This is a genomic window from Pseudomonas sp. YuFO20, from assembly GCF_035064975.1.
GTDB classification, from domain to species: domain Bacteria; phylum Pseudomonadota; class Gammaproteobacteria; order Pseudomonadales; family Pseudomonadaceae; genus Aquipseudomonas; species Aquipseudomonas putida_AE.
The window spans coordinates 64,136-88,020 of sequence record NZ_JAXDEO010000030.1; the positions used below are offsets into that span (position 1 = coordinate 64,136).

At 60.9% G+C, this 23,885-nt stretch carries 18 protein-coding genes and 3 pseudogenes; 11 read left to right on the forward strand and 10 right to left on the reverse strand.

What is annotated here, in order from left to right; genetic code table 11:
- Positions 1 to 73 precede the first annotated feature (73 nt).
- Entirely contained in the window at positions 74 to 1,072 is a 999-nt protein-coding gene (locus SOP85_RS18060; protein WP_274076645.1) for an NAD(P)H-quinone oxidoreductase, read from the reverse strand.
- A gap of 141 nt (positions 1,073 to 1,213) precedes the next feature.
- The gene (locus SOP85_RS18065) at positions 1,214 to 2,428 is read right to left on the reverse strand and encodes a YbfB/YjiJ family MFS transporter (protein WP_323627748.1); all 1,215 of its coding nucleotides are present in this window, start codon (positions 2,426 to 2,428) and stop codon (positions 1,214 to 1,216) included.
- Positions 2,429 to 2,541: 113 nt separating this feature from the next.
- On the opposite strand from SOP85_RS18065, the gene SOP85_RS18070 reads away from it, so the two are divergent.
- A complete protein-coding gene (locus SOP85_RS18070; protein WP_323627749.1) occupies positions 2,542 to 3,432 on the forward strand; it encodes a LysR family transcriptional regulator in 891 nt (296 codons plus the stop codon).
- Between the two features lie 68 nt (positions 3,433 to 3,500).
- On the opposite strand, the gene SOP85_RS18075 is transcribed toward SOP85_RS18070, so the two are convergent.
- Positions 3,501 to 4,223, reverse strand: coding sequence for a pirin family protein (locus SOP85_RS18075; protein WP_323627750.1), 723 nt, complete (start codon positions 4,221 to 4,223; stop codon positions 3,501 to 3,503).
- 278 nt (positions 4,224 to 4,501) lie between these two features.
- Here SOP85_RS18075 and SOP85_RS18080 point away from each other — a divergent pair, with 278 nt between their 5' ends.
- Both SOP85_RS18080 and SOP85_RS18085 read left to right on the forward strand, forming a co-directional pair.
- Positions 4,502 to 5,452 (forward strand): GlxA family transcriptional regulator, encoded by a 951-nt coding sequence (locus SOP85_RS18080; RefSeq protein ID WP_323627751.1) that lies wholly within the window; start codon positions 4,502 to 4,504, stop codon positions 5,450 to 5,452.
- Positions 5,453 to 5,788: 336 nt separating this feature from the next.
- Positions 5,789 to 7,285: an MFS transporter gene (locus tag SOP85_RS18085; RefSeq protein WP_323627752.1), complete on the forward strand. Its 1,497-nt coding sequence runs from the start codon at positions 5,789 to 5,791 to the stop codon at positions 7,283 to 7,285.
- An 8-nt stretch (positions 7,286 to 7,293) separates the two neighbouring features.
- Here SOP85_RS18085 and SOP85_RS18090 read toward each other — a convergent pair whose 3' ends face one another.
- On the reverse strand, positions 7,294 to 7,902 hold the full coding sequence (locus tag SOP85_RS18090; protein WP_323608231.1) for a DUF1062 domain-containing protein: 609 nt from the start codon (positions 7,900 to 7,902) through the stop codon (positions 7,294 to 7,296).
- Positions 7,903 to 8,491: 589 nt separating this feature from the next.
- Here SOP85_RS18090 and SOP85_RS18095 point away from each other — a divergent pair.
- A complete protein-coding gene (locus SOP85_RS18095) occupies positions 8,492 to 9,976 on the forward strand; it encodes an ATP-binding protein (RefSeq protein ID WP_323627753.1) in 1,485 nt (494 codons plus the stop codon).
- Here the strand turns inward: SOP85_RS18095 and SOP85_RS18100 are convergent.
- On the reverse strand, positions 9,941 to 12,745 hold the full coding sequence (locus SOP85_RS18100) for an ATP-binding protein (protein ID WP_323627754.1): 2,805 nt from the start codon (positions 12,743 to 12,745) through the stop codon (positions 9,941 to 9,943). The genes SOP85_RS18095 and SOP85_RS18100 overlap by 36 nt on opposite strands.
- Before the next feature lie 130 nt (positions 12,746 to 12,875).
- Positions 12,876 to 13,289 (reverse strand): annotated as a pseudogene (locus tag SOP85_RS18105) (helix-turn-helix domain-containing protein); the annotation flags it as partial.
- A 157-nt stretch (positions 13,290 to 13,446) separates the two neighbouring features.
- On the opposite strand from SOP85_RS18105, the gene SOP85_RS18110 reads away from it, so the two are divergent.
- The 5 genes from SOP85_RS18110 to SOP85_RS18130 all read left to right on the forward strand — a co-directional run bounded on the left by SOP85_RS18110 (position 13,447) and on the right by SOP85_RS18130 (position 18,813).
- Positions 13,447 to 14,367 carry a LysR family transcriptional regulator gene (locus SOP85_RS18110; protein ID WP_323627755.1) on the forward strand — a complete coding sequence of 307 codons (921 nt, stop codon included), beginning with the start codon at positions 13,447 to 13,449 and terminating at the stop codon, positions 14,365 to 14,367.
- 312 nt (positions 14,368 to 14,679) lie between these two features.
- Positions 14,680 to 15,282, forward strand: coding sequence for an antibiotic biosynthesis monooxygenase (locus tag SOP85_RS18115; RefSeq protein WP_323627756.1), 603 nt, complete (start codon positions 14,680 to 14,682; stop codon positions 15,280 to 15,282).
- Complete coding sequence (locus tag SOP85_RS18120) at positions 15,279 to 17,117, forward strand: amidohydrolase (RefSeq protein WP_274076655.1); 1,839 nt, start codon at positions 15,279 to 15,281, stop codon at positions 17,115 to 17,117. Before SOP85_RS18115 ends, SOP85_RS18120 begins: the two co-directional genes overlap by 4 nt.
- A gap of 37 nt (positions 17,118 to 17,154) precedes the next feature.
- Entirely contained in the window at positions 17,155 to 17,781 is a 627-nt protein-coding gene (gene ycaC / locus SOP85_RS18125) for an isochorismate family cysteine hydrolase YcaC (RefSeq protein ID WP_323608234.1), read from the forward strand.
- Positions 17,782 to 17,916: 135 nt separating this feature from the next.
- Complete coding sequence (locus tag SOP85_RS18130; RefSeq protein WP_323608235.1) at positions 17,917 to 18,813, forward strand: LysR family transcriptional regulator; 897 nt, start codon at positions 17,917 to 17,919, stop codon at positions 18,811 to 18,813.
- A 126-nt stretch (positions 18,814 to 18,939) separates the two neighbouring features.
- Here the strand turns inward: SOP85_RS18130 and SOP85_RS18140 are convergent, their stop codons facing one another.
- From SOP85_RS18140 to gspG, 3 genes are all read right to left on the reverse strand, one after another.
- Positions 18,940 to 19,476 (reverse strand): hypothetical protein, encoded by a 537-nt coding sequence (locus tag SOP85_RS18140; protein WP_323627757.1) that lies wholly within the window; start codon positions 19,474 to 19,476, stop codon positions 18,940 to 18,942.
- A 150-nt stretch (positions 19,477 to 19,626) separates the two neighbouring features.
- Positions 19,627 to 20,814 carry a type II secretion system F family protein gene (locus SOP85_RS18145; RefSeq protein WP_323627758.1) on the reverse strand — a complete coding sequence of 396 codons (1,188 nt, stop codon included), beginning with the start codon at positions 20,812 to 20,814 and terminating at the stop codon, positions 19,627 to 19,629.
- A 14-nt stretch (positions 20,815 to 20,828) separates the two neighbouring features.
- Positions 20,829 to 21,278: a type II secretion system major pseudopilin GspG gene (gene gspG, locus SOP85_RS18150; RefSeq protein WP_046815462.1), complete on the reverse strand. Its 450-nt coding sequence runs from the start codon at positions 21,276 to 21,278 to the stop codon at positions 20,829 to 20,831.
- 206 nt (positions 21,279 to 21,484) lie between these two features.
- Between gspG and SOP85_RS18155 the strand changes: the two genes are divergently transcribed.
- A complete protein-coding gene (locus SOP85_RS18155; RefSeq protein WP_274076661.1) occupies positions 21,485 to 22,093 on the forward strand; it encodes a lytic transglycosylase domain-containing protein in 609 nt (202 codons plus the stop codon).
- Between the two features lie 205 nt (positions 22,094 to 22,298).
- Positions 22,299 to 23,693 (forward strand): annotated as a pseudogene (locus tag SOP85_RS18160) (hypothetical protein); the annotation flags it as partial.
- 68 nt (positions 23,694 to 23,761) lie between these two features.
- On the opposite strand, the pseudogene SOP85_RS18165 reads toward SOP85_RS18160, so the two are convergent.
- Positions 23,762 to 23,885 (reverse strand): annotated as a pseudogene (locus SOP85_RS18165) (hypothetical protein); the annotation flags it as partial.

A 23,885-nucleotide genomic window follows, 5' to 3' on the forward strand; every position in this document is an offset into this window, starting at 1 on the left:
GGAAAAATGCGACGGTCGTTCACCCTTGTGGGAGGGGGCTTGCTCCCACAGGGATTTAGGGTGTTGCACAAATTCAGTCGACGCGCAGCACGATTTTGCCGATGTGATCGCCAGCTTCCATTCGCGCATGGGCCTGGGAGGCCTCGGTGAGCGCATACACCTTGTCGATCATCGGCAGGCAACGCCCGGCCGCCAGCACCGGCCATACGTATTCGCGCAATTGTTCGGCAATCGAGGCTTTTTCTTCCCGGGTACGCGGGCGCAGCAGCGAGCCGGTGACTGTCGCGCGCTTGCTCATGATCGCCAGCAGGTCGACATCCTTGCCGACGGCACCGCCGAGGAAACCCAGCATCACCAGTCGACCTTCCATTCCCAATGCCGCGATATTCTGGTTCAGGTACGAAGCGCCCATGATGTCGAGGATGACATTGACGCCCTTGCCGGCGGTTTTTTCCTGGATGACCTGGACGAAGTCCTGATCGCGATAGTTGATCGCTTCGGCGCCCAATTGGCGGATCGCCACACATTTCTCCTCACTGCCCGCCGTGGCAAATGCCTTGACGCCGAACTCGCGGCATAACATCAAGGCGGTGGTGCCGATGCCACTGGTGCCACCGTGAATCAGCGCGCGCTGGCCTTTGCTGGCGCCGCCCATGTCGAACAGATTGGCCCACACCGTGAAGAAGGTTTCCGGGACCGCCGCCGCTTGCACCCAGTCCATGCCTTCGGGGATCGGCAGCGCCTGGCTGGCCGGGACCGCGCAATACTGCGCATAACCGCCGCCATTGGTCAGCGCACAGACCTTGTCGCCGACGATAAACTCGCTGACATCTGCGCCAACGGCGACCACTTCGCCGGCCACTTCCAAACCTGGGTTTGGGTTCATGCCGGGTTTCATCGGGTACTTGCCGGCACGTTGAAGAACGTCGGGGCGATTGACCCCGGCAGCATGCACGCGGATCAGCACTTCACCGACGCCTGCAGTGGGCAAGGGCACCTGGCGCGGTTGCAGGACTTCAGGGCCACCGGGTTGGGTGATTTCGATCAGGGTCATGTCTTTGGGCAAATTCATTTCATATACCTGTGGGCAAAGTGTCCGTTAAATGAGACCGCGCTTTCGCGCGGAGAATCAAAAGATCGCAGCCTTTGGCAGCTCCTACATGGGAATGCAGGCCCCTTGTAAGAGCTGCCGCAGGCTGCGATCTTTTGATCTTCATGGGCAACTGACCTGAACAAGAGAGTCAGGCCGACTCGATAAACGCACCGCCAACTCCAGCAACAACGCCAAAACAATCGCCCCGGCAGCAATCACGAACATCAGCCCATGATGGCCGCCGCTGGCATTGAACAGGGCGGAATAAGCGAACCCGGAAATGGCCTGGAAGGTGGCAAACGATACGGTGGCGCGACTCCACACCACCTGTTGCTGATGATGCCCGGGGACCAATTCGTGAACCCGCGCCAGTGCCAGCGGCACGATGCCCGGAGGGAACGAACCGAGGATCACTGCCAGCAGCGCCAATGCCGCGAAAGAGCTGGAGATCGACAGCAGCGCCACGGCAATCGCCTGCACCACCAGCACCAGACGAATACTCGGCTTCGCCCCCAGTTGATCCGCGAGAAAACCATAGCTCACCGGCCCGACAATCGCGCCGAGGCCGTACATCACCCAGATAAGCGCCCCGACCTGTGGCCCGGCACCGAGGCCGCGGGCCACGTAGTCCACCAGGAATACCATGGCTGGCACCAGCCCCGCCGCCATGAGTGCGTATTGGGCAAACAGCAGGTAGACGGCCGGCTGGGTGCGGGTCGACACGGCATCGGCCGTCGCTGTCATCGTTGCCTGGGGCGCAGCCGACGGCCAGCCAAACCAGCTGATAGCAGTCAATATCAGTGCCAGCAAGCCGAGTCCCAACCAGGTTTGCTGCAGGCCCAAGCTCAGCAGCGGCGGGACGATCGTCCCCGACCCGGCAATGCCCAGCCCGATGCCGAGAAAGATCGCGCCACTGGCCAGCCCTTTGCGCGAGGCCGGCACATGCGGCAACACCGTCGACGCCACCAGCACCATGATCGCGCCACCGGCGACGCCCGAGAGCAAACGCCAGCCGAAAAACCAGCTCACCGACAAGGGAAAGGCACAGGCGAAGAACGACAGGGTGACCGCCAGCATCATCAGCCGCAGCGCAGTTTTGTTGGATGTGTGACGCGCCAACGGGTGGCCGATCAGTGCACCGATCAGGTAGCCCACCAGGTTGGCGGCGCCGAGGTACACCACGTCGCTGGCGGAAAACCAATGGGCCTGGATCAGCGAGGGAATCAACGGCGTATAGGCAAAGCGCGCCAGGCCAATGCTGACCAGGCTGGCGCACAGGCCGGCAAAAATCGGTAGCCAGAATGCGTTGCGTGGGGTGTTCAGGGGGCTGAGCATGGGTGCTCTCCTGCAAGTTTTTCACTGGTGATCAGCTTAACCAGGTTTAGTGATGCACCAGCGCAGCGATTTCGCGTTATCGTGATGCGCAAATGCATCAGATGGAGAGCTCCATGAACTGGGATGACGCACGGGTATTTCTCGCGGTCTGCCGCGAATCCACGCTGCGTGGCGCCGCGCGAGTATTGGGTGTCGACCAGGCTACGGTGGGCCGGCGCATCACGTCGCTGGAAAAGTCATTGGGAGCGACGCTGTTCCTGCGTACCTCCGAAGGTTATGCGTTGACCGCGGTCGGCGAAGCGGCGATGCGCGCCATCGAGAAAATGGAGCACTCGGCGCTGGAACTGGAGCGCCGCATCCAGGGCCTCGACGACCGGCTGACGGGCACCGTGCGGGTCACTACCACCGACTCCATGGCCATCGACTTCCTGATCCCGGCCGTCGCTCGACTGCATCAACGTCACCCCGACGTGCGGGTGCAACTGGACGCCTCGACGCAAATCCTCAGCCTGGCCAAACGCGAAGCCGACATCGCCGTGCGTAATACCCGGCCGGACAACCCGGACCTCATCGCGCGGCGAATCGCCCGTTGGCCGGTGGGCCTATTCGCCTCGCAAGCCTATGTCAATGCCCACGGTGTGCCCGAGCCGGGATCGGCGTTCGAGGGGCATGATCTGGTGGTGTATCAGCCGTATCTGCAGAGCGGCAAGGACATGACCCTGGTCAGTGAACCTGTGGGGCGCGGGCGGATTGTTGCAAGCCTGAGTTCCAGCCTGCTGGTGCGGCGATCCATTGCCGAGGGGATCGGGATCGGGGAAATTCCGGTGTACGTGGGGGAGAGGGATGGACTGGTCCGGCTGTGGCCGGAGCGTACTCGGCCGTTGCCCTATGACGTGTGGCTGGTGACCCACGCGGACCTTCGGCATACGGCGAGGGTCCGGGTGGTGATTGAGGAAATTGTCGAAGCCTTTTGTGGGAGCGAGCCTGCTCGCGATGGACGTTAACGATAACGCGTGCTCCCTGGAAAACCGCGTTGTCCTTCCGTTCTTCGCGAGCAGGCTCGCACACAGGGTTATGGCATTTCTGGCAACTCATTCGCACGCAGATCGAACACCAGCACCTCGGCATCCACCCCATTGCTCAAGCTCAGCAACTGTTCCTCGCGAACCCGCACGCCGTCGCCTTCCTGCAGTGCTACACCGTTCAGCTCAACGCGACCACGAGCCACATGGACATAGGCATAACGATTGGCAGTCAGTTCCACAGTGGCACTTTCCTTGCCATCGATCAGGCCGGCATACACCCGCGCATCCTGGCGCACCGTCAGTGAACCCTGGGCGCCGTCGGGGGAGATGATCAATTGCAGGCGACCGCGTTTCTTCTGGGTGCTGAAATGCTCCTGCTGATAGCGTGGCTTGGCACCGCTAACGTCCGGCACGATCCAGATTTGCAGAAAGTGCACGGGCCGCGAATCCGAGTGGTTGTACTCGCTGTGCGCCACGCCACTGCCGGCGCTCATCAACTGCACATCGCCGGGACGGATCACCGAGCCGGTGCCCAGGGTGTCCTTGTGTTCCAGCGCGCCTTCGAGCACATAGGAGAAAATCTCCATGTCGCGGTGCGGGTGCTGGCCGAAGCCTTTGCCGGCAGCCACGCGGTCATCGTTGATCACCAGCAGATCGGAAAAACCCTGTTCTTTCGGGTTGCGATAGCTGGCGAAGGAAAAGGTATGGAACGACTTCAGCCAGCCGTGATTGGCCAGGCCACGATCCGATGCTTTGCGTAGGGTCAGCATGATGAAATCTCCTTTTGGGACGTTGATTCGTCCGAGTGAGGAGAAGGTTAATGTTAATCCATTGGTGCAATAAGTAGATGAAAACTGAAATACTGTCTCTTTCAGGTTGACAGCTGTGTACCTACGGACGCAGTACCCCTGTGGGAGCGGGCTTGCTCGCGAATGCGGTGTTACATTCAACAAATTTGGTGACTGACACACCGCCTTCGCGAGCAAGCCCGCTCCCACAGGTTCGGTGTTCGGCACAAAGACCTTCCTTGATTTCAGTGATTGAACCCATGAAAACCGTGGCAATGGTGCTGTTCCCCGACTTTCTCCTGCTCGACATGGCCGGGCCGATGGAGGTGTTTTCCATCGCCAATCGTTATCTCAAGCCCGACGACCACTATGTGCTGACGACCCTTGGCACCGAGCCCGGCGCACTGCGGGCGTCCAATGGCGTGAGGGTGCAGGCGGACATGCCGGTCGAGCAGGCCTGCGACGGCTTTGATCTGCTGCTGGTGCCAGGCGGCCCCGGTGCCTACAACGAAAAACATCCGCCCTTGCTCGAGTGGCTCAAGCGCAATGTCAGTCGATCGCAGACCTTTGGCTCGATCTGCACCGGGGCGTTCGTGCTGGGGCACGCCGGTTTGCTCGACGGCTATCGCGTGACCACCCACTGGCACTACACCGAACGGATGATCAAGGCTTTCCCCAAGGCGACGGTCGAAACCGACCAGATCTACGTCCAGGACCGCAACCTCATCACCTCCGGCGGCGTCACTGCCGGCATTGACCTGGCGCTGGCCGTGGTCGCCGCCGACCATGGCAAGAAAGTCGCCCAGGACGTGGCCAAGGTGTTGTTGGTGGTCATGAAACGCCAGGGCGGCCAGGCGCAGTTCAGCCCGTTGATGGCGGCGGTGGCCCCCCATGAAACGCCGATCACCCGGGTGCAGAACCATGTGCTCGAACACTTGGACGAAGCCTTCAGCATCGAACGCATGGCGAGCCTGGCCAACATGAGCCCGCGCCACTTCGCCAGGGTCTTCGCCCGGGAAGTGAACATGACCCCCATGGAGTTCCTGCAAAGCGCCCGCATCGACCGCGCCAGGAACCTGCTGGAAACCGCTGACCTGCCGCTCAAGACCGTGGCGTTCAAAAGTGGCTTCGGCAGCGTGCGGCACATGCGTTTCCTGTTCAGTGAAAAGCTCGGCCTGACCCCGATCCAGTACCGTGAGCAGTTCAGCTAGTGTCCTCTGGCCGTTACAATTTTCGAACACTAATAGACGGATTTCCTGATCCGTAATATCTACTGATCTTCTCCTTTTTCGATGGGTCTTATCCTGAGGGGCAGGCGCATGTTCTGAAAGAAGTTGTGTGTAAAGTCGAAAGGAAATGTGTTTCATGTGAGGTGTTTGTGGAAGTGCAGAGATAATTCCTACAGCGTGTTCTTCTTTTGACTTTCTTGCTCGAGTTTTGCGTTGTGCCTGTTGATTGTGTATCGGGCTTGTGGTTAGGTTGTTGGGGTTGTGAGGCCGCTGTTATTACCGCAAGCACTAAAAGTAGCAAGTTAGGTGGGGGCGAAGATGCATGTAGATAAATATAGATGGCTTGTATTGGCTGTTGTTTCGATTGCACTTCTTCTGGTGGCGATTGATATGACGGTTTTATATATCGCGCTGCCCACTTTAACCCATGAGCTGCGGGCTTCTACCTCAGAAAAGCTTTGGATCGTAAATATGTATCCATTGGTGGTTGCAGGCCTTTTGTTAGGGGCTGGCACGCTTGGGGATCGGATCGGGCACAAACGAATCTTTATCATTGGCCTGCTCATTTTCGGCGCGGCGTCACTACTGGCGGCATTCTCACCAACTTCCGCTGTTTTGATTCTTGCTCGTGGACTTTTGGGTGTCGGGGCGGCAGCCATGATGCCGGCGACACTTGCAATCATCAGTTTGTCTTTTGAAGATGAAGATGAACGCTCTATTGCCATTGGCATTTGGGCAGCAGTTGCCTCCGGAGGTGCTGCTGCTGGTCCTTTGATGGGCGGGGCACTGCTTGAGTACTTCTGGTGGGGCTCGGTGTTTCTGATCAACGTTCCGATTGTGTTGGTAGCATGTTTGTTGTCGGGATTGCTGATCAAAAATATCAAGAACGATTCTGCTCAACCTTGGGACTTGGTTGCTTCATTACAAATCACGGTGGTGTTGATAAGTCTCGCGTATGCGATCAAGGAATTTGCCAAGCAGATGCCTTCCTATGCGGATGTCATTCTGGCATTGCTGATCTGCATTTCCTTTGCCCTGCTGTTCGCCCGTCGCCAACGCAACAGCGAATTTCCATTGGTTGATATGCAGGTTTTTCGTAACCCTGCGTTTTCCTCTGCGGTTCTGGCCGGGTTGGTGGTAGCCGGGTGTCTGATGGGTATCAACCTGGTCCTTAGTCAACGATTGCAACTGGTTCTGGAGCTTTCTCCGTTGCAGACCGGGCTTTACTTCTTGCCTTTGTCTTTAGGCGCCATTGTTGGCAGTCCGTTGTGTGGTTGGCTTCTGCCGCGCTTCAGGAGCGACCGTTTTCTGTCGTGTGTGCTGACTGTGTACGCTGCGGGCATTGCCCTGTTCATGTTCAGCTTCTCCTACTCCATGTACCTGCAAGTATCTTGTTTATTTCTGCTAGGGGCTTGTGTTGGAGCCAGTATGACGGCTGCATCAAATACGATTATGTCCGCCGCACCGCCCGAGCGTGCCGGAATGGCAGCCTCAATCGAAGAAATATCATATGAATTGGGAGGGGGGTTGGGTATTGCAATCATGGGCAGCTTGATGTCGGTTGTTTACAGTCGAACATTATTTATTCCTGAAAGCTCCATTGATGCAGAACTGGCCCGAGATGGTATCGATAGCGCGATACTGATGGCCGAACAGTTGCCGGGTGCGGTTGGTGATTCGCTGGTCATGAATGCACGACTGGCTTTCGATAATGCCGTGTTTTCGGTAATGGGAACGACTATTGTCTTGCTATTGATAGTTGCGGTGCTGGTTCGCTTCAACTTTACTCGTTCTGTTAAATCTTTGCCTGTTTAAAGAGTGTGTCAGGAATCTGAAGCTGGCGGGTGAAGATCAATCAGTCGCTTAAAATCTAGAAGAAATGAGAACGGTCGTTTGATTTTTTTATTCAATTCGTCCAAGGTAATATCCAACAGCACTTTGTGCTCTAGAAGCTTTAACACCTCACTACGGGAAAGCGAAAGCTTACGTGTCAGCAAATTGATCAGACGTACCGGTATAGGGTGCTCGAAAAGGACTTCAATGCGGACGGTAGCTCCATTATTAAGTGCATAGGGATCCGGGCCCTCAAGATAAAATTCCGGAGTGGGACCGAGTTTGGCGTTGTTTTTCTTCAAGGTAGAGTAGTCATAAGCGCAACGTCGAACTTGATCGAGGTTGTTATGCAGGAAGTGCTCGTGCAGTTCTGAATTGAGTTTGTTGGTGTTGATGCGGGAGAATATATCGATGTTCCACGTATAGTCACATTTTTCGCACTTGTAGATATTCCATACGTCAAGCGTCTTTTTCTGTGCGTTGACGCGAAAGCAACCTGAAGGATAAAATAATTTTCTAATTTCGCAGTTAGGGCAGCGCTTTGTTATCGATTGGTAGCCCACGGGCTTAACTAACCAATTTAGATGTCCGATTTTCATTGTTTAATCCTTGTTGGTATTTTCCTTAAGGTTTCATTTTTTTATTGTTTTGAACTGGCGCTCAAAGTTTATTTTGAGGTGAGCACTGGGCTGATTCGCCGGATCGGGAATGACTGGGTTTCGATAAGGTGTATGGTTGTTTGGTATGCGATAACACACAGTTGAATTGTAAAAAAAGTTGGCGTCTGCACGATTTTTATTAGGTGAGAATACCCTCGGTGAAGCTCTCGGTGCCTCAGCTATTTGGACTGCTTAATTGCTTTTGGGAAAAGTCCTACGTCCAAGTGGTAAATGTCTGAAAGTCTTTGGCGTTAAAAGCAAAAGCAGACGGCTATCCACATGGCATTACGGCTTCGGCAGCGTGCGGCACATGCGTTTCCTGTTCAGTGAAAAGCTCGGCCTGACCCCAATCCAGTACCGCGACCAGTTCAACTAATAGTTTTGTCCGTTGTGCGCACCCTATTGGCCGTGACGCTCCCCCCATGGCGGTTGTACCGTCACCGGGGCCTGCCAAGATACCGCTGAACTCATTGCAAGGAAGGTACGGAGCCTGTCATGTGCCGAGCAGGTTTCCAGCGGGTGAAAGCGTATGAACAGCCTCAGAAATGTAATCAGCGACACGGTGCTGCACTTTGGCCCCTACGCCTTCCACGTCAATCAGCGACTGGTTCGCCAGGGTGATCAGCCGCTGCGCCTGGGCGGGCGGGCGCTGGATATCCTGCAGGTGCTGGTTGAGCATGCCGGCTCGGTGGTCAGCAAGGACCATCTGATTGCCCGGGTCTGGCCGAGAACGGTGGTCGAGGACATCAACCTGCGCGTGCACATTGCCGCCCTGCGCCGGGCCTTTCGTGACGGGCAGGACGGGCACGGCTACATCGTCAACATCCCCGAGCGTGGCTACAGCTTTGTCGCGCCGGTGCGCCAGGCGCTGGAACTCACGCCTTTGGCCAGCGACGCCTTTGCACCATCCCCCCACAACCTGCCGGCACGACTCACACCCGTCATCGGTCGCGATGCCGTGGTGGGCAGTCTGGTGCGCAAGTTGCCAGCGCGCCGTTGCATGACCCTGGTCGGGCCCTGTGGCATCGGCAAGACAACCGTTGCCCTGCGTGTCGCCGAATTGCTGTTGCAGCACTTTCGCGATGGCGTGTGGCGGGTGGATCTGGCGATGATCGACGACCCGGCACAGGTGGTCGACTATGTGACGCGCACCTTGCAACTGGACGTTGGTACGACCCTGGACGCACTGGAACAGAGGCATGCGTTGCTGGTCCTCGACAATTGCGAGCATCTGCTTGAAAGCTGCCGTGCACTGGTCGAGCAGCTGTTGATTTCGGCACCGCGCCTGTCGATTCTCGTCACCAGCCGTGAGCCGCTGCTGGCCACCGGCGAAGAACTCTTGCCATTGCCGCCGCTACTGGTGCCACCGACGTCGGCGTTACGTTGTGTCGATGAGGTCATGGGCTATTCGGCCGTGCAGTTGTTCGTCAGCCGTGCCCGCGCCCGCCAGCAAGGCTTTGCCCTGCGCGAGCAGGACCTCAAGGTCGTGCGCGAAATCTGTCGTCGACTCGATGGGCTGCCATTGGCTATCGAGTTGGCGGCGGCGCAGATCGATGCGCTGGCGCTGGTGGGGCTGCAAGCGCAACTGGACAACTGTTTTCAGCTGCTGACCCAGGGGCGGCGCACGGCGGTCCCGCGACACCAGACGCTGAAGGCGGCCCTGGACTGGAGCTATGAGCGGCTAAGCCCGATGGAGCAAACCGTGTTGCAGCGTCTGGCGGTGTTCAAAGCGGCGTTCACCCTCGACGCGGCGATCGCCGTGATCAGTTGCGCGACGCTGCCGCCGTCCAGCCTGAGCAGCGTGATGCAAAGCCTGGCGCTCAAATCGCTGCTGGCACTGGAGCAACTGCGCGGCGTGACGCGCTACCGTTTCCTCAATACCACCCGTTGTTATGCCCTGGAAAAACTCGAACAGAGCGGGGCCTTGCGTACCTTCGAAATGCGCTACGCCGGCTACGTCAGTCACACCCACCGGCCATCAAGCCGACTCGTGGCTGTGGAGCTCGCCGAGTAGGCGTTGCGCGGTGGCCAGGTCCGGTGTGGCATGGCCTTCGGTAAACCGCTGGTGGATCGGCGACAGCAGCTCCCGGGCCTGCCGGTCGCGGCCCTGACGCTGCCAAAGCCGCGCCAACGAGGTGGCGCTGCGCAGCTCCCAGGCCAGAGCGCCCTGGGTTTTTGCCACGTTGAGCGCCTTGATCAATATGATCTCGGCGGCACAGTCTTGCACCGGACAATCAGCGGCCAGCAGCACATCGGCCCTGGCACGTAGAATCTCCGCGGTGCTCCAGCCCGCCGCACCGGTTTGCGCGCGTTGCAGCAAGTCGTCATCAATCAGGCGGCTGTCGAGGGTGATCATGAGTTCCTTGATCAGGCCCACAGCGGGACGCGGCGACGCATCGGCCTGGGCAGTGTCGATAACCTGCGCATAATGTCGAGCCCAGGTATGGAACAGCAGCACCGAGTGTTTCTGCGCCTGTTCCAGCAGCAGGTGCAAGAGTTCGCGAGCGGTTCGGGCGTCGCCGTTGTAATGGGCGATCAGGCAGCCCGCCAGGGCCAGGGTGTAACAGATGGACGTGCCGTGGTTGATCTGCAGCGCGATGTCCAGTGCCTGCCGAGCCGTACGCCAGGCTTGCTCCGGTTGGCCCTGGATCCAGAGGATACGGGCGAGGATGGTCAGCGCGGCGACGCTCTGGTCGTATTGCACGCCAAATCCATGGGTGAAGCGATTGAGATGGCCACTGTGGGCCATGCGCTGGATCACCTCTTCGGCGTTCATCCGGGCCCGCTGCTGATCGCCGGCAAAGTGCAGGGCCAGGACCCGCAGGCGGTGGGTGCTCAGGGACAGCATCGGGTCACCATGCAACCCCAGGCGATCGAATTGCTCGCTCTGTTCCAGGGCCATTTGATAGTGGCCGCAACTGAGGTTGACCGCCAGGTGCCCGGAGATGGCGCGCAGTTGTCCGGCTACGTCCTTGCAGTGTTCGGCCAAAGCCCGGGCGCTGACGAAGGCCTCGACGGTTTCGGCGGTGCCGCCCTGGGCGTGGTAACAGGTGCTGCCCAAGGCCAGTTTCAGCAGCATTTGCAGCCGTGGGCAGACTTCGGGCGCGGCATCGAGCAGGGCCAGGGCCTTGCGCACATAACCGCCGTACTCGTTGAGCAGCGACAGTTCCTGCCACAGCGGCGTGGACGTCGCGGTCAGGCGGATCGCCAGCGCCTGCGGCCCTGATGCAGACAGGCCCCAGTCGAGCGCTGCGCGGATGTCCTCCAGGCTGCGGGCATAACGCTCGATCCACAGACCGGTGGGGATCTGTTCCCAGTCCTCCTGCGCCTGCTGCATCAGGGCCAGGCATCGTTCGGCGTGGCGCTTGCGGGTGTCGGGCAGTTCAGTGCTCTGTTCGAGTTTTTCCAGGGCATAACGGCGGGTGGTGTCGAGCAGGCGGTAGAACACCTCTTCGTCACCGACGTCCACGATCAGCAGCGACTTGGCCACCAGTTGCATGATCGAGCCAAACACCTCGCGCGGTTCGATGTGTTCGCCCACGATCACCGCCGCGGCCGATTCCAGGGTAAAGCCACCGCGCAAGATGCCCAGGCGCCGCAGGCAGGTCTGTTCGCAGGCAGTGAGCAGGTTGAAGCTCCAGTCCAGCGTCGTGCGCAGGGTTTGATGCCGGCCCAGGGTCGTCTGGCCGCTGTGGGCGAGCAGGCGAAAACTTTCCTGCAACTGCGTCAGCAAACCGCGCAGGCCAAGGTTGGCGACTTGCGCGGCCGCCAGTTCCAGGGCCAGCGGAATGCCGTCCAGGCGCCGGCAGATCTCGATGACCAGCGGCAATTCGGCTTCGCTCAGCTCAAAGCTGTCCTGGTTGGCCATGGCCCGCTCGATAAACAGCTGTAGTGCGGAAAAACCCAGGGCCTGGGAGCGGTCCTGTACGGCAAAGGGCGGGGGGCAATCCAGCGGCTCCAGGCGCTGGACGAATTCGCCTTCGGCGCGCAGGCTCTCGCGGCTGGTGGCGAGGATGTGCACCTGCGGCGCGCCACCCAGCAGGCTTTCACAGAGCAGTGCCACGCTGTCGATCAGGTGTTCGCAGTTGTCGATGACCAGCAGCATATGCCGCTCGCGCAGGAACGTGGCAAGTGTGCTCAGCGGTTCGCTGTCGTGCAGGGACAACCCCAGCAATGTCGCCAGATGGCCGGTGATCAACGAGGGGTCGTTGATCGGCGTCAGGTCCAGCAGGCGGATGCCGTCGCGGTAGTGGCCGATCAGTTGCTCGGCGACGCGCAGGGCGACGCTGGTCTTGCCGATGCCGCCGGGGCCGACCAGGGTGATGAAGCGCTGGCGCGGCAGTTGCGCCACCAGCCTGTCGACCAGCACCTGGCGGCCGATCAGGCGGGCGCGGCGCAGGGGCAGGTTATGGCCGCTGGATTCAACCAGGTCATTTTGCGGACGGTGTTCGATGGGCGCAAGCGACCATGGCGCGACAAAGCTGTAGCCGCGCTGGGCCACGGTGACGATGTAGCGCTGGCCAGCCTGGCCGTCGCCGAGGGCTTTGCGCAGGGCGGCCATGTGCACCCGCAGGTTGATCTCTTCCACCACGCTGTCGGGCCAGACTTCAGCGATCAGCTGTTGCTTGCTGACCACCTTGCCGGCGTGTTCCAGCAGGATCAACAGGATGTCCATGGCGCGTCGGCCCAGGCGCAGGGGCCGGTCGGATTCCAGCACCAGACGTTGTCCGGGGTAGATCCGGTAGGGGCCGAAATGCACAGCCTGTTCGAGGGCGAGGGTCAACGGGTTGCTCCTGTGTGAATGCGTCTGGAACGCACTTCTGGAGCATATTCCTCATATTTTTGCCGGCGCGCAATGCGTCGTTTATCACAGCGGTTGAACTCGGCGCTCGATGATCCGGGTGCTGCCCGCAGGCAGGTGATGTGGGGAGGGCGCGTACGGCCCGGCAACGCCACGCAAACGGATTGATGCCCTCGCTGCGGGTGAACATGTGGCAGAAGTGAGCCTGGTCGCAGAAGCCGCATTCGAGGCTGATTTGCGTGAGACTCAGGTCGGTGTGCTGGATCAGTTGCTTGGCCCGGGCGATGCGTTGCTGGCGAATCCATTCCTGTGGCGAACAGCCGGTGCTGCACTTGAACGCGCGGGAGAAATGACTGCGCGACAGCGAACAAGCCTGGGCCAGTTCGGTCACTTGCAGGGATTCGCCGAGGCGATCGAGGATCAGTTGTTTCACCAACTGTTCGCGCTGCGGACCGAGGCCGCTGGCGCTTTTTTCCTGGGGCTGCGCGACTGTCGCGCGAGCGGCGCCTTGCTGGAACTGAGCCATGGCGAATGTCCGAATGGGTAGGATTCATTCTTGAACCCCAAGGCTCTGGCGCGCGAGTTAAACGTTGTTAATTCCTCATGCAGGGTGGGCAGTCCAGGGTAAAGTCAGACACAATCGCCACCTTGCGCCTGGCTCAACACACAAGGGAACCGTGCCTATGAACCGTAACGATCTGCGTCGCGTCGACATGAACCTGCTGGTGATTTTCGAAGCGCTGATGTTCGAGAAGAACCTGACCCGCGTGGCGGAAAAACTGTTCATGGGCCAACCGGCCGTGAGTGCGGCGCTGGGGCGGTTACGCGATCTGTTCGACGACCCTTTGCTGTTGCGCAACGGTAGAAGCATGGAGCCGACGGCACGGGCGCTGGCGATTCTCAAGGAACTGCAACCGGCCATGGACACCATTTCCGGCGCGGTCAGTCGCGCCAAGGAATTTGATCCGGCGACCAGTTGCGACGTCTTTCGCATTGGCCTGTCGGACGATGCCGAGTTCGGTCTGTTTCCGCCTCTGCTGAGCAAGCTGCAGGAAGAGGCACCGGGCATCGTCGTGGTGGTGCGCCGGGCCAATTACCTGCTGATGCCGGCGTTGCTGGCGTCGGGGGAAATCTCCGTGGGCGTCAGCTACACCACCGACCTGCCGGCCAATGCCAAGCGCAAGAAGCTGCGGGATATTCCCTGCAAGGTGCTGCGCGGTGACACGCGACCGGGGACGCTGACCCTGGATGAGTATTGCGCGCGTCCCCATGCGATGGTGTCGTTTTCCGGGGACCTGAGCGGCAATATCGACCTGGATCTGGCGAAGGTTGGCCGCACCCGTCGGGTGGTGCTGGGCGTTCCGCAGTTCAGCGGCTTGCGCGCGTTGCTCGCCGGCACCGAGATGATTGCGACGGTGCCGGATTATGCGGCGTGTGCGCTGGTGGAGGGGTGTGGCTTGCGTGCCGAGGATCCGCCGTTCGAGATTGCGGCGGCGCAATTGTCGATGGCCTGGAGCGGGGTGCATGACAATGATCCGGCGGAGCGCTGGTTGCGGTCGCGGATCAATCAGTTCATGTCGGAGTCGCTGTCGATCCCGGCGTGACCGCGGCGGCCTGCCCGCCAACCTGTATTTTCGCGGATGTACCCAACCCCTGTAGGAGCTGGCTTGCCAGCGAAGGCGGCTACCAGGCCAACCTATCTCCTACAGATGTACTCGGACCACTGTGGGAGAGAGCTTGCTCGCGATTGCGGTGGGTCAGTCAGCAACATTGTTGAATGTAAAACCGCCTTCGCTGGCAAGCCAGCTCCTACAGGGGGCTCGGGGTCCCTCGCAATAAGAGCACGTACATTCAATTTTTTCCTTCTTCGCCCCGGCATTATTCAATTCAATATTGTCTCGCCGGAGCCCTCCGCCATGCCTGATTCCAACGTGCTCGACTCGCCTTTCGAGGAGGTCGTGACCCTGGTCATCAAACACCGGGTCAGGGCCGGTTATGAAGTGCCCTACGAGGCCTGGCTGCGCAACATTGTCAGTGTCGCAGGACAGCAGGAGGGGCACCTGGGCGTGGATGTGATGCGCGGCAAGAACGCGGGCCTGGATATGTACACCTGCGTCCTGCGGTTCCGTTCCACCGACGCGATGCAGCGCTGGCTCGATTCGCCGCAACGCCAGGCGCTGGTCAACGAAGCCACGCCGATGCTGGCCGACGGCGACCAGACCGAGGTCAACCCGGTCAACGAATTCTGGTTCGCCCCCCAGGTCGAGTCGGGCTCGCCACCGCCGCGCTGGAAGCAGGCCGTGGTGACGCTGCTGGTGATCCTGCCGCACACCTTGCTGGTGCCGCTGCTGTGGGGGCCGTTGTTGCGGCTCAACGCCGTGCTCTCCAACTACGTGGTCGCGACCTTCCTGATCACCCTGACCATCGTGCTGTCGGTGGTGTACCTGTTCATGCCGATGGCGACGCGCCTGTTCGCGCCCTGGCTGTCTTCTTCCACTGCGCCCAAGGAAACGCGATGAACGCCGATCTGATTCTGTTCAATGGCCAATTTCATACCGTCGACCGTGAAAACCCACGCGCCACTGCGGTCGCCATCAGCGAGGGCCGCTTCGTCGCGGTCGGCAGCGATGCCGAGGCCATGGCCTTGCGCGGTTCTGGCACGCAGGTGATCGACCTCAAGGGCCGTTGCGTGATCCCTGGCCTCAACGACTCGCACTTGCACCTGATCCGTGGCGGTCTGAACTACAACCTCGAACTGCGCTGGGAAGGCGTGCCGTCACTGGCCGATGCGCTGCGCATGCTCAAGGATCAGGCCGACCGCACACCCACGCCGCAATGGGTGCGGGTGGTCGGTGGCTGGAACGAATTCCAGTTCGCCGAAAAACGCATGCCGACCCTCGAAGAGTTGAACCAGGCCGCGCCCGATACCCCGGTGTTCGTCCTGCATCTGTATGACCGCGCCTTGCTCAACCGCGCCGCGCTGCGGGTCGCCGGCTACACCCGCAACACGCCGAACCCGCCGGGTGGCGAGATCGTGCGGGACTCGAACGGTGAACCCACCGGCATGCTGGTGGCGCGGCCCAACGCGATGATTCTGTACTCGACGCTGGCCAAGGGGCCGAAGTTGCCGCTGGAGTACCAGGTCAACTCGACGCGCCAGTTCATGCGCGAACTCAATCGCCTCGGCCTGACCAGTGCCATCGACGCTGGCGGCGGTTTCCAGAATTACCCGGACGACTATCAGGTGATCGAGCAGTTGGCCAGGGACCAGCAACTGACCGTGCGCATCGCCTACAACCTGTTCACCCAGAAACCCAAGGAAGAACTGACCGATTTCAAGAACTGGACCAGCAGCGTGACCCTGCACCAGGGCGACGACTACCTGCGGCACAACGGCGCCGGGGAGATGCTGGTGTTCTCCGCGGCGGATTTCGAGGACTTCCTCGAACCGCGCCCGGACCTGCCGCAAACCATGGAAGACGAACTGGAGCCGGTGGTGCGCCATCTGGTCGAGCAGCGCTGGCCGTTCCGTTTGCACGCCACCTACGACGAATCCATCAGCCGCATGCTCGACGTGTTCGAGAAGGTCAATCGCGACATCCCGTTCAATGGCTTGCCGTGGTTTTTCGACCACGCCGAAACCATCACCCCCCGCAACATCGAGCGGGTGAGGGCGCTGGGGGGCGGCATCGCCATCCAGGACCGCATGGCGTTCCAGGGCGAATACTTCGTCGAGCGCTACGGCGCCAAGGCAGCGGAGGCGACGCCACCGATCAAGCGCATGCTGGCCGAAGGTGTACCGGTTGGCGCTGGCACCGATGCCACGCGGGTGTCCAGCTACAACCCATGGACCTCGTTGTACTGGATGGTCAGCGGCCGCACCGTCGGTGGCCTGGCATTGCACGCCGAGGGCCTGTCGCGCCAGACCGCCCTGGAACTGTTCACCCACGGCAGCGCCTGGTTCTCCTCCGAGCAGGGCAAGAAAGGCCAGATCAAGGTCGGGCAACTGGCGGACGTGGCAGCCTTGAGCGCGGACTATTTCAGCGTCGAGGACGAAGCGATCAAATGGATCGAGTCGGTGCTGACCGTGGTCGGCGGCAAGGTGGTGTATGCCGCCGATGATTTCGAAAAACTTGGGCCCGCCAGCGTGCCGGTGCTGCCGGACTGGTCGCCGGTGGTGAAGGTACCGGGCCACTGGCGGCCGAATTCGCCGTTGCAGGCGCAGGTTCACCAGTGCAGCGGACCCTGCGCGGTGCACTCCCACAGCCATGAGCGGGCGCGACTTTCGAATGCGCCGGTGAGTGATTTCGCCGGGTTCTGGGGTGCCTTCGGCTGCTCGTGTTTTGCTTTCTAATCAACTTAAGCGACAACCATCCACCAAGGAGTTTTTCATGAGCAACGTTCCGTACAAACGCCTGAACAAAGACGATGCAGTGGTGCTGCTGGTCGATCACCAGACTGGCCTGATCTCGCTGGTCCAGGACTTCTCGCCCAATGAGTTCAAGAACAACGTGCTGGCCCTGGGCGACATCGCCAAGTTCTTCGAACTGCCGACCATCCTCACCACCAGTTTCGACAGCGGCCCCAACGGTCCGATCGTGCCGGAGCTCAAGGCGCAGTTCCCGGACGCGCCGTTTATTGCACGCCCTGGCCAGATCAACGCCTGGGACAACGAAGACTTCGTCAAGGCGGTGAAGGCCACCGGTCGCAAGCAACTGATCATCGCCGGCGTGGTCACCGACGTCTGCGTGGCGTTCCCGACCCTGTCGGCCCTGGCCGAAGGTTTCGAAGTGTTCGTGGTGACGGACGCTTCCGGCACCTTCAACACCACCGTCCAACAAGCCGCCTGGGCCCGCATGTCGGCCGCCGGTGCACAGCTGTTGAACTGGTTCTCGGTTGCCTGCGAGCTGCAAGGCGACTGGCGCAACGACATGGAAGGCCTGGCCAACCTGCTGTCGGAACGCATTCCGAACTACCGAAACCTGATCAACAGCTACACGACCTTTACTTCGAAGTAAGTCGACAGGCTGAAAAGATCGCAGCCTTCGGCAGCTCCTACAGGGGAACGCGTACAACTGTAGGAGCTGCCGGAGGCTGCGATCTTTTGCTTTGTAAACGTTGTAAAGTGTCGGACTGTCAATCAAGGCGCGACAATGAACCCGTTCGAAGATATGCGTATTTTTTGCCAGGTGATGGACTCCGGCAGCTTCACGGCCGCCGCCGATCAACTGGGATTATCCAAACAGTTCGTCAGCCGGCGCCTGATGCAGCTCGAAGCGCGTCTGGGTGTGCGGCTGCTCAATCGCTCGACAAGGCGGTTGGATGTCACGCCCCTGGGGCAAAGTTACTACGAATCGGCCTTGCGCCTGCTGGGTGAAGTCGAGCAGGTGGAGCAGGGCATCGCCGGGCAGACCACCGAGCCGCGCGGCACCATTCGCGTGAGTGCGCCGCTGTCGTTTGCGCTGGCGCATCTGGGGTGCCTGCTGCCGCAGTTTCTGCAGCGTTATCGTGACGTCACGGTGGAGGTGGACCTGAGCGATCGCCCGGTGGATTTGCTCGGCGAGGGCTACGACCTGGCACTGCGCATCGGCACGCTGGAAGACTCGACGTTGATCGCGCGGCGCATCGCTTCCATCCAGCGCGTCTACTGCGCCAGCCCGGCTTACCTGGCTGAGCGCGGTACGCCGGTCAAACCCGAAGACCTGCACCAGCATGACTGCCTGCCTTACGGTCATGGGCGTCAGGTGCAATGGCGCTTCGAAGGGCAGGGCAAGCCGCTGATGGTCAACGTCACCGGGCGGATGCGGGTCAACAATGGCGAGTTGCTCAAGGACGCGGCGATTGCCGGGATGGGGATTACTTATTTGCCGACGTTTATCGTCGGGGCGGCGTTGAAGGATGGGCGATTGGTGGCGGTGCTGGATGAATTTTGTCCCGAGCCGCTGACGCTGTCGGCGGTGTATCCGCAGCATCGCCAGGCGTCGCGACCGGTGCAGGTGCTGATCGAGTTTTTGCGCGAGCGGCTGGATCAGACGGAAGTTGTGTTGTAGGTCGGCGGTTCACACAATCCACCGTGGGAGCCAGCCTGCTGGCGAAGGCGATGGCACAGTCGACATTGATGTTGTCTGACACTCCGCCTTCGCGAGCAAGCCCGCTCCCACAGGGATTACTGCAAGTCAGTTGACGCGTTTGTCGTCGCCGGGTTCGCCAGCAGCATGCAGGCCGCGATCGTCACCGACCTCGCCGGAGCGGTGAACCCCATTGTCGTCATGCCCGGCCTGATGAACGCCATGATCGTCACCCGGTTCAGAGTGGGTGCTGCTACGTCCGGAGTTCGAGGCGGTATTGCCGGCGTGTCCCGAAGCATGGTCGCTGCCGCCATGACCGCTGCCGGCGCTATTGCCGCCGTGACCACCGCCATTGCCACCGCCGCTGCCACCACTGCCTCCGCCGTGGCCACCACCATTACCGCCGCCACCGCTGCCACCACCGTGACCGCCGCCGCCGCCACCATTGCCGCCGCCACCACCGTGACCGCCGCCACTGCCGCCACCACCACCGTGGCCACCGCCACCGCCACCCCCACCCCCCCCACTTCCGCCTTTTTTCGCCTGGGCACTCGATACCCCGGACAGGCTGTCCGGAATCAGGACGGTAGACGCCGATAAGACCGCGCCAATCGCTACCGCCAGTAATAGCTTGTTGATGTGCATGTCGTTCTCCGTCTTTTAATTCAAGTTGGAACGTTGATGAACAATGCAACGTGCTGCCATATTCAGTGGGTAAACACGCCTGGGTCCGGCTTTATTCGTTGTCACGGGGAAAAAGACTGAGATTTTTCGGGCAGGCCCGTCCCAGAGGCGTCAGTGAATGCTTGAGGCCAGCTCGAAAATCGGGATGTACATCAAAATCACGATCACCCCGATCAGCAGGCCGATGAAAGTCATGAGCAAGGGTTCGAACAAACGCACGAACCATTCGATCCAGCGGCTGATTTCTTCGTCGTAGAAGTCCGCACTACGCTCCATCATCTGCCCGAGGTTGCCGGACTGTTCGCCAGCGCGCAGCAGGCGTAGGGACACCGGGGTCACCAGGTGATTGAGTTCCAGCGCCGTCGACAGCGATTGCCCCTCGCGCACCCTTTCGCAGGCCTGGTCCAGGCGCAGGCGGGAGGCCGGGGTGAGCAGGTTGCGGACCATGCCCATGGCGGTGACGAGGGGGATGCCGCCTTGCAGCAGGATGCCCAGGGAGCGGTAGAAGCGCGCCAGTTCGTACATGAAGATGCGTTGATGCACCGCCGGCAGTTTCTCGATCAAGCGGTCCAGGCCCCGACGAAATGAAGGCTGGCGCTGGAGGAAGGCGAGGGCGATGACGATCGTCGCCAGTGCGCCAAAGAATTCGCCCTGGTGGGCGTGCAGGAACATGCCGCTGCTCATGAGGATCTGCGACAGCCACGGCAGGTTCGAGCCCAGCCCTTCGAACACCAGGCTGAAGCGCGGCACCACATAACCCATCAGGAACAACACCACGCCACCGCCCACCACCAGCAACAGCATGGGGTAGATCGAGGCGCTGACGATCTTCTGGCGAACCTCGTCCATGCGCTGGCGATAGCTGACGTAGCGGCCCAGGGCTTCACCCACGGCGCCGGTCTTCTCGCTGGACTGGACCAGGGCGACGTAGAGCGGGGGGAACACCGCCGACAGTTGGCCCAACGCCTGGGAAAACGATTTGCCTTCGTAAAGCAGGCGCACCAGTTCGCTCAAGGTCTTGCGGGCCTGTGGCGCATTCTCTTTTTCCGCCAGGCTTTCCAGCGCATCGATCAACGGCAGGCCGGCATTGAGCAGGGTGGTCAGTTCCTGGCTGAACAACACCAGGTTGAAGGTCTCACGCTGCCTGGGGCGCAGCGCCCGCCAGTGCCGCTCGGCGTGCAGGCTGACCACCCGCAGGCCCTGGTCCTCGGCGATGCGCCGGGCTTCGCTGTCACCCGGTGCCTCGACAGTCATTGAAACCACACCGGCCTTGCCTACCGCTTTGAGGTGAAAACGCATGGTCGCCATTCCCGTCATTGCCAACTGGTGACTTCGGCGTTTTCGCCTTCGCCGCCGGGTTGGCCGTCCTTGCCCATGGACAGCAGGTCGTATTCGCCGTTTTCGCCAGGGTAGCGGTAGTTGTAGTTACGGCCCCAGGGGTCCTGCGGCAGTTTTTTCTGCAGGTACGGACCGGTCCAGCGGGTTTCGTCACTGGGGGCGGTGACCAGTGCCTGCAGCCCCTGTTCGGTCGACGGGTAATGGCCGACCTCCAGGCGGTACAGGTCCAGGGCCTTGCCCAGGCCTTCTATCTGCGCCTTGGCCACCTTCACTTCGGAACGGCCCAGTTGCGCGAAATATTTCGGCGCGACGATGCCGGCCAACAGCCCCAGCACCACCAGCACCACCAACAGTTCAAGCAATGTGAACCCGCGCTCGGCTCGAGGGGGAAAAGCACGCGGGGCGAAACGCAGACGCTGTTTCATGTTGACCTCACACAGTCGGCAGAAGGGGCGCGATATACGCCTATGCAATTGCCATGCAAAGCCCCGCTCAAGCCCACGACATCCTCGTGCAGCCCCCGTATTCCGGCCACTCGCGCTTTCGGCACAGTGCTTGCGTATGGCTGATACGCGACTGGCCATTGGGGCATTACCCCCATTTTTCGGGGCCGGTCAGGGGAGGTAGAACCATGAAAACTCTCACCACAGGATTGCTTGGCATGATGCTGCTGGCCGGTGCTGTCCAGGCCGATGTGTTTGTTTCCAGGGACGCCAAGGGCGACTTCGTTTTGTCCAACGTCCATCGCCCCGGCCGCCACTACGAACGGGTGGTGCAAGAGGTCGAAGTGGCGGCGGTCAGCCTCGATCAGCAGCCGCAAATGATCGCTTCGCGCCCCTATGCCGAGCTGGTCTCCAAGGCCGCCACGGACAACGAGTTGCCGGCCGCGCTGCTGCACGCGGTGATCCAGACCGAATCGAGCTACAACGCCCGCGCCGTATCGCCCAGGGGCGCGGGCGGGTTGATGCAGTTGATGCCCGACACCGCCCGCGAGCTGGGGGTGAAAAACGTCTACGACCCCAAGGCCAACATCCAGGGCGGAGCCCGATATCTCAAGCGCCTGATGACGATGTTCGACAACGACATCGCCCTCGCCGTGGCCGCCTACAACGCCGGGCCGCAAGCGGTGCTCAGCCGTGGCGGGGTGATCCCGCCGTTCGCCGAAACCCAGCGTTATGTGCCCAGTGTGCTGCGCCAATACCGGCGCCTGCAGGGGCTGGCGGCGGATGCCCCGCTATGACGAACAGCTTGGGGCGAGTTTCCCCAACATTGGGGCATGGTGGCCCCGACGCAAAAGTGGGGAATGGGTGGGGAATATCCCCCGATGAATTAAATGGCGACTGTAACTGTTTGAAATAACGATAAATTTTTTATGGCATACAGATTGCTCAAAGGGTTTTGTCGAGAATTATTCCCTGTGAGCACCCACAGCGAGGCCCGTGATCATGACCGGCACATTCCACGCTCCATCCGTCCTTCCCTGGCTGCTGTTGGCCGCATCGATGCTCGGCATCGAAGTCGCCGAAGCGGCAGCGCGATGTGAGCGCAACCTGGTGGCCAACGTCGTGGCGCTGGACCAGCCGCTGATGTTCAACCGCCTCGGTGCGCAGAACGTCAACGGCATGATGTTCGCCCTGCGTCGCGATGTGGTCGATGACCATGACGTCTCACTGGCCCAGGGTGGTGCGGCGGTGCCGGGCAAGGTTTCGCTGCGTCCCGACAAGCGTCCACGTCCGCTGGTGCTGCGGGTGGCCGCCGGTGACTGCCTGACCATCAACCTGCAGAACCTGCTGGCCTATCAGGCCAACCCCGGTTCCCACGACGGTGGCGAGGAAGAGGAGGGCGAGGAAGAAGAAGGCATCGAAGTGGGCGGTAACGAAAACTTCAAGGTCGACGAGCAAGTGGCCGACCGGCATGTCGGTTTCCAGGTCAACGGCATGCAAGCGGTCAACAGCATCGACGACATCGCTTCGTTCACCGGGCGCAATGCCAATAGCCTGATCGCTCCGGGCGCCAGCCGCTCATACACCCTGTATGCCGAGCGCGAAGGGGTGTTCGCCGCCAGCAGCCGTGGCGCAACTTTCGGTGGTGAAGGTGCGGCCGGCAACGTCGCCAACGGTCTGTTCGGCCAGGTCGTGGTGGTGCCCAAGGGCGGTCGCACCTACCGCAACACGGTGACCGAAGAAGAAATGCGCCTGGCGACCACAGGGCGCACCCCGGCCGGTCAGCCGATCGTCGACTACCAGGCCCGCTACCCGCAACGCGAGCCGTGGGTCCGTGAAGGCAAGGCCGGCACGCCGATCATCAATATGGTCGACGGCAATGAGATCATTTCCAGCGAGAGCGACGCGATCGTCATGGGCAGCAATGCCGACGGCAGTTTCCCGCCCTCCACCTATCCATTGGAATCGGTGGGCAAACGCAACCCGGCGCTTCCCAATCGGCTGGAACCGTTCCGCGACTTCGCCTCGCAGTTCCAGGATGAAACCGCAGCGACCCAGGCGTTTCCGGCCTACTGGGCCGACCCGGTGATGGCCCACGTGCTGGAGCCGACCCGCGATTCCTTCATGATCAACTATGGCTCCGGCGGCATGGGCGCCGAAGTGGTCGCCAACCGTCTCGGCGTCGGTCCGATGCACGACTGCCTGTCCTGCGCCTACGAAGAATTCTTCCTTAGCTCCCACACCGTCGGCGACGTGGCGATGCTGGTGGACGTTCCGGCCAACGCCGGCCTGGAAGGCATCACCCCGGGCCAGACTCCGAACGCCGACCAGGTGGGCGTCAAGGCGACCATGGCGCTGTACCCGTCCGAGCCGTCCAACGTCAACCACAGCTACATAGACCATTCGTGACAACCTCAAGCGCATGCTCGCGCCCCGCCATGTGGCCTTTGTCGGCGGCCGCAGCATGGCCCGCACGGCAGGTCGGCAACGCTGCGCACGCACGGCACGCCTTCGAGGCTGTCGTGCTGCGGGTTGACCAGCCACATCTGTCCTGGGTAGCCGCCCTCGGCGCAGCGTTTGAGCGCGCGG

Bases quoted from the DNA above. Each gene is read 5' to 3' on its own strand.
- SOP85_RS18060 (WP_274076645.1), bottom strand. From the start codon at position 1,072: ATGAATTTGCCCAAAGACATGACCCTGATCGAAATCACCCAACCCGGT.
- SOP85_RS18065 (WP_323627748.1), bottom strand. From the start codon at position 2,428: ATGCTCAGCCCCCTGAACACCCCACGCAACGCATTCTGGCTACCGATT.
- SOP85_RS18070 (WP_323627749.1), top strand. From the start codon at position 2,542: ATGAACTGGGATGACGCACGGGTATTTCTCGCGGTCTGCCGCGAATCC.
- SOP85_RS18075 (WP_323627750.1), bottom strand. From the start codon at position 4,223: ATGCTGACCCTACGCAAAGCATCGGATCGTGGCCTGGCCAATCACGGC.
- SOP85_RS18080 (WP_323627751.1), top strand. From the start codon at position 4,502: ATGAAAACCGTGGCAATGGTGCTGTTCCCCGACTTTCTCCTGCTCGAC.
- SOP85_RS18085 (WP_323627752.1), top strand. From the start codon at position 5,789: ATGCATGTAGATAAATATAGATGGCTTGTATTGGCTGTTGTTTCGATT.
- SOP85_RS18090 (WP_323608231.1), bottom strand. From the start codon at position 7,902: ATGAAAATCGGACATCTAAATTGGTTAGTTAAGCCCGTGGGCTACCAA.
- SOP85_RS18095 (WP_323627753.1), top strand. From the start codon at position 8,492: ATGAACAGCCTCAGAAATGTAATCAGCGACACGGTGCTGCACTTTGGC.
- SOP85_RS18110 (WP_323627755.1), top strand. From the start codon at position 13,447: ATGAACCGTAACGATCTGCGTCGCGTCGACATGAACCTGCTGGTGATT.
- SOP85_RS18115 (WP_323627756.1), top strand. From the start codon at position 14,680: ATGCCTGATTCCAACGTGCTCGACTCGCCTTTCGAGGAGGTCGTGACC.
- SOP85_RS18120 (WP_274076655.1), top strand. From the start codon at position 15,279: ATGAACGCCGATCTGATTCTGTTCAATGGCCAATTTCATACCGTCGAC.
- ycaC (WP_323608234.1), top strand. From the start codon at position 17,155: ATGAGCAACGTTCCGTACAAACGCCTGAACAAAGACGATGCAGTGGTG.
- SOP85_RS18130 (WP_323608235.1), top strand. From the start codon at position 17,917: ATGAACCCGTTCGAAGATATGCGTATTTTTTGCCAGGTGATGGACTCC.
- SOP85_RS18140 (WP_323627757.1), bottom strand. From the start codon at position 19,476: ATGCACATCAACAAGCTATTACTGGCGGTAGCGATTGGCGCGGTCTTA.
- SOP85_RS18145 (WP_323627758.1), bottom strand. From the start codon at position 20,814: ATGCGTTTTCACCTCAAAGCGGTAGGCAAGGCCGGTGTGGTTTCAATG.
- gspG (WP_046815462.1), bottom strand. From the start codon at position 21,278: ATGAAACAGCGTCTGCGTTTCGCCCCGCGTGCTTTTCCCCCTCGAGCC.
- SOP85_RS18155 (WP_274076661.1), top strand. From the start codon at position 21,485: ATGAAAACTCTCACCACAGGATTGCTTGGCATGATGCTGCTGGCCGGT.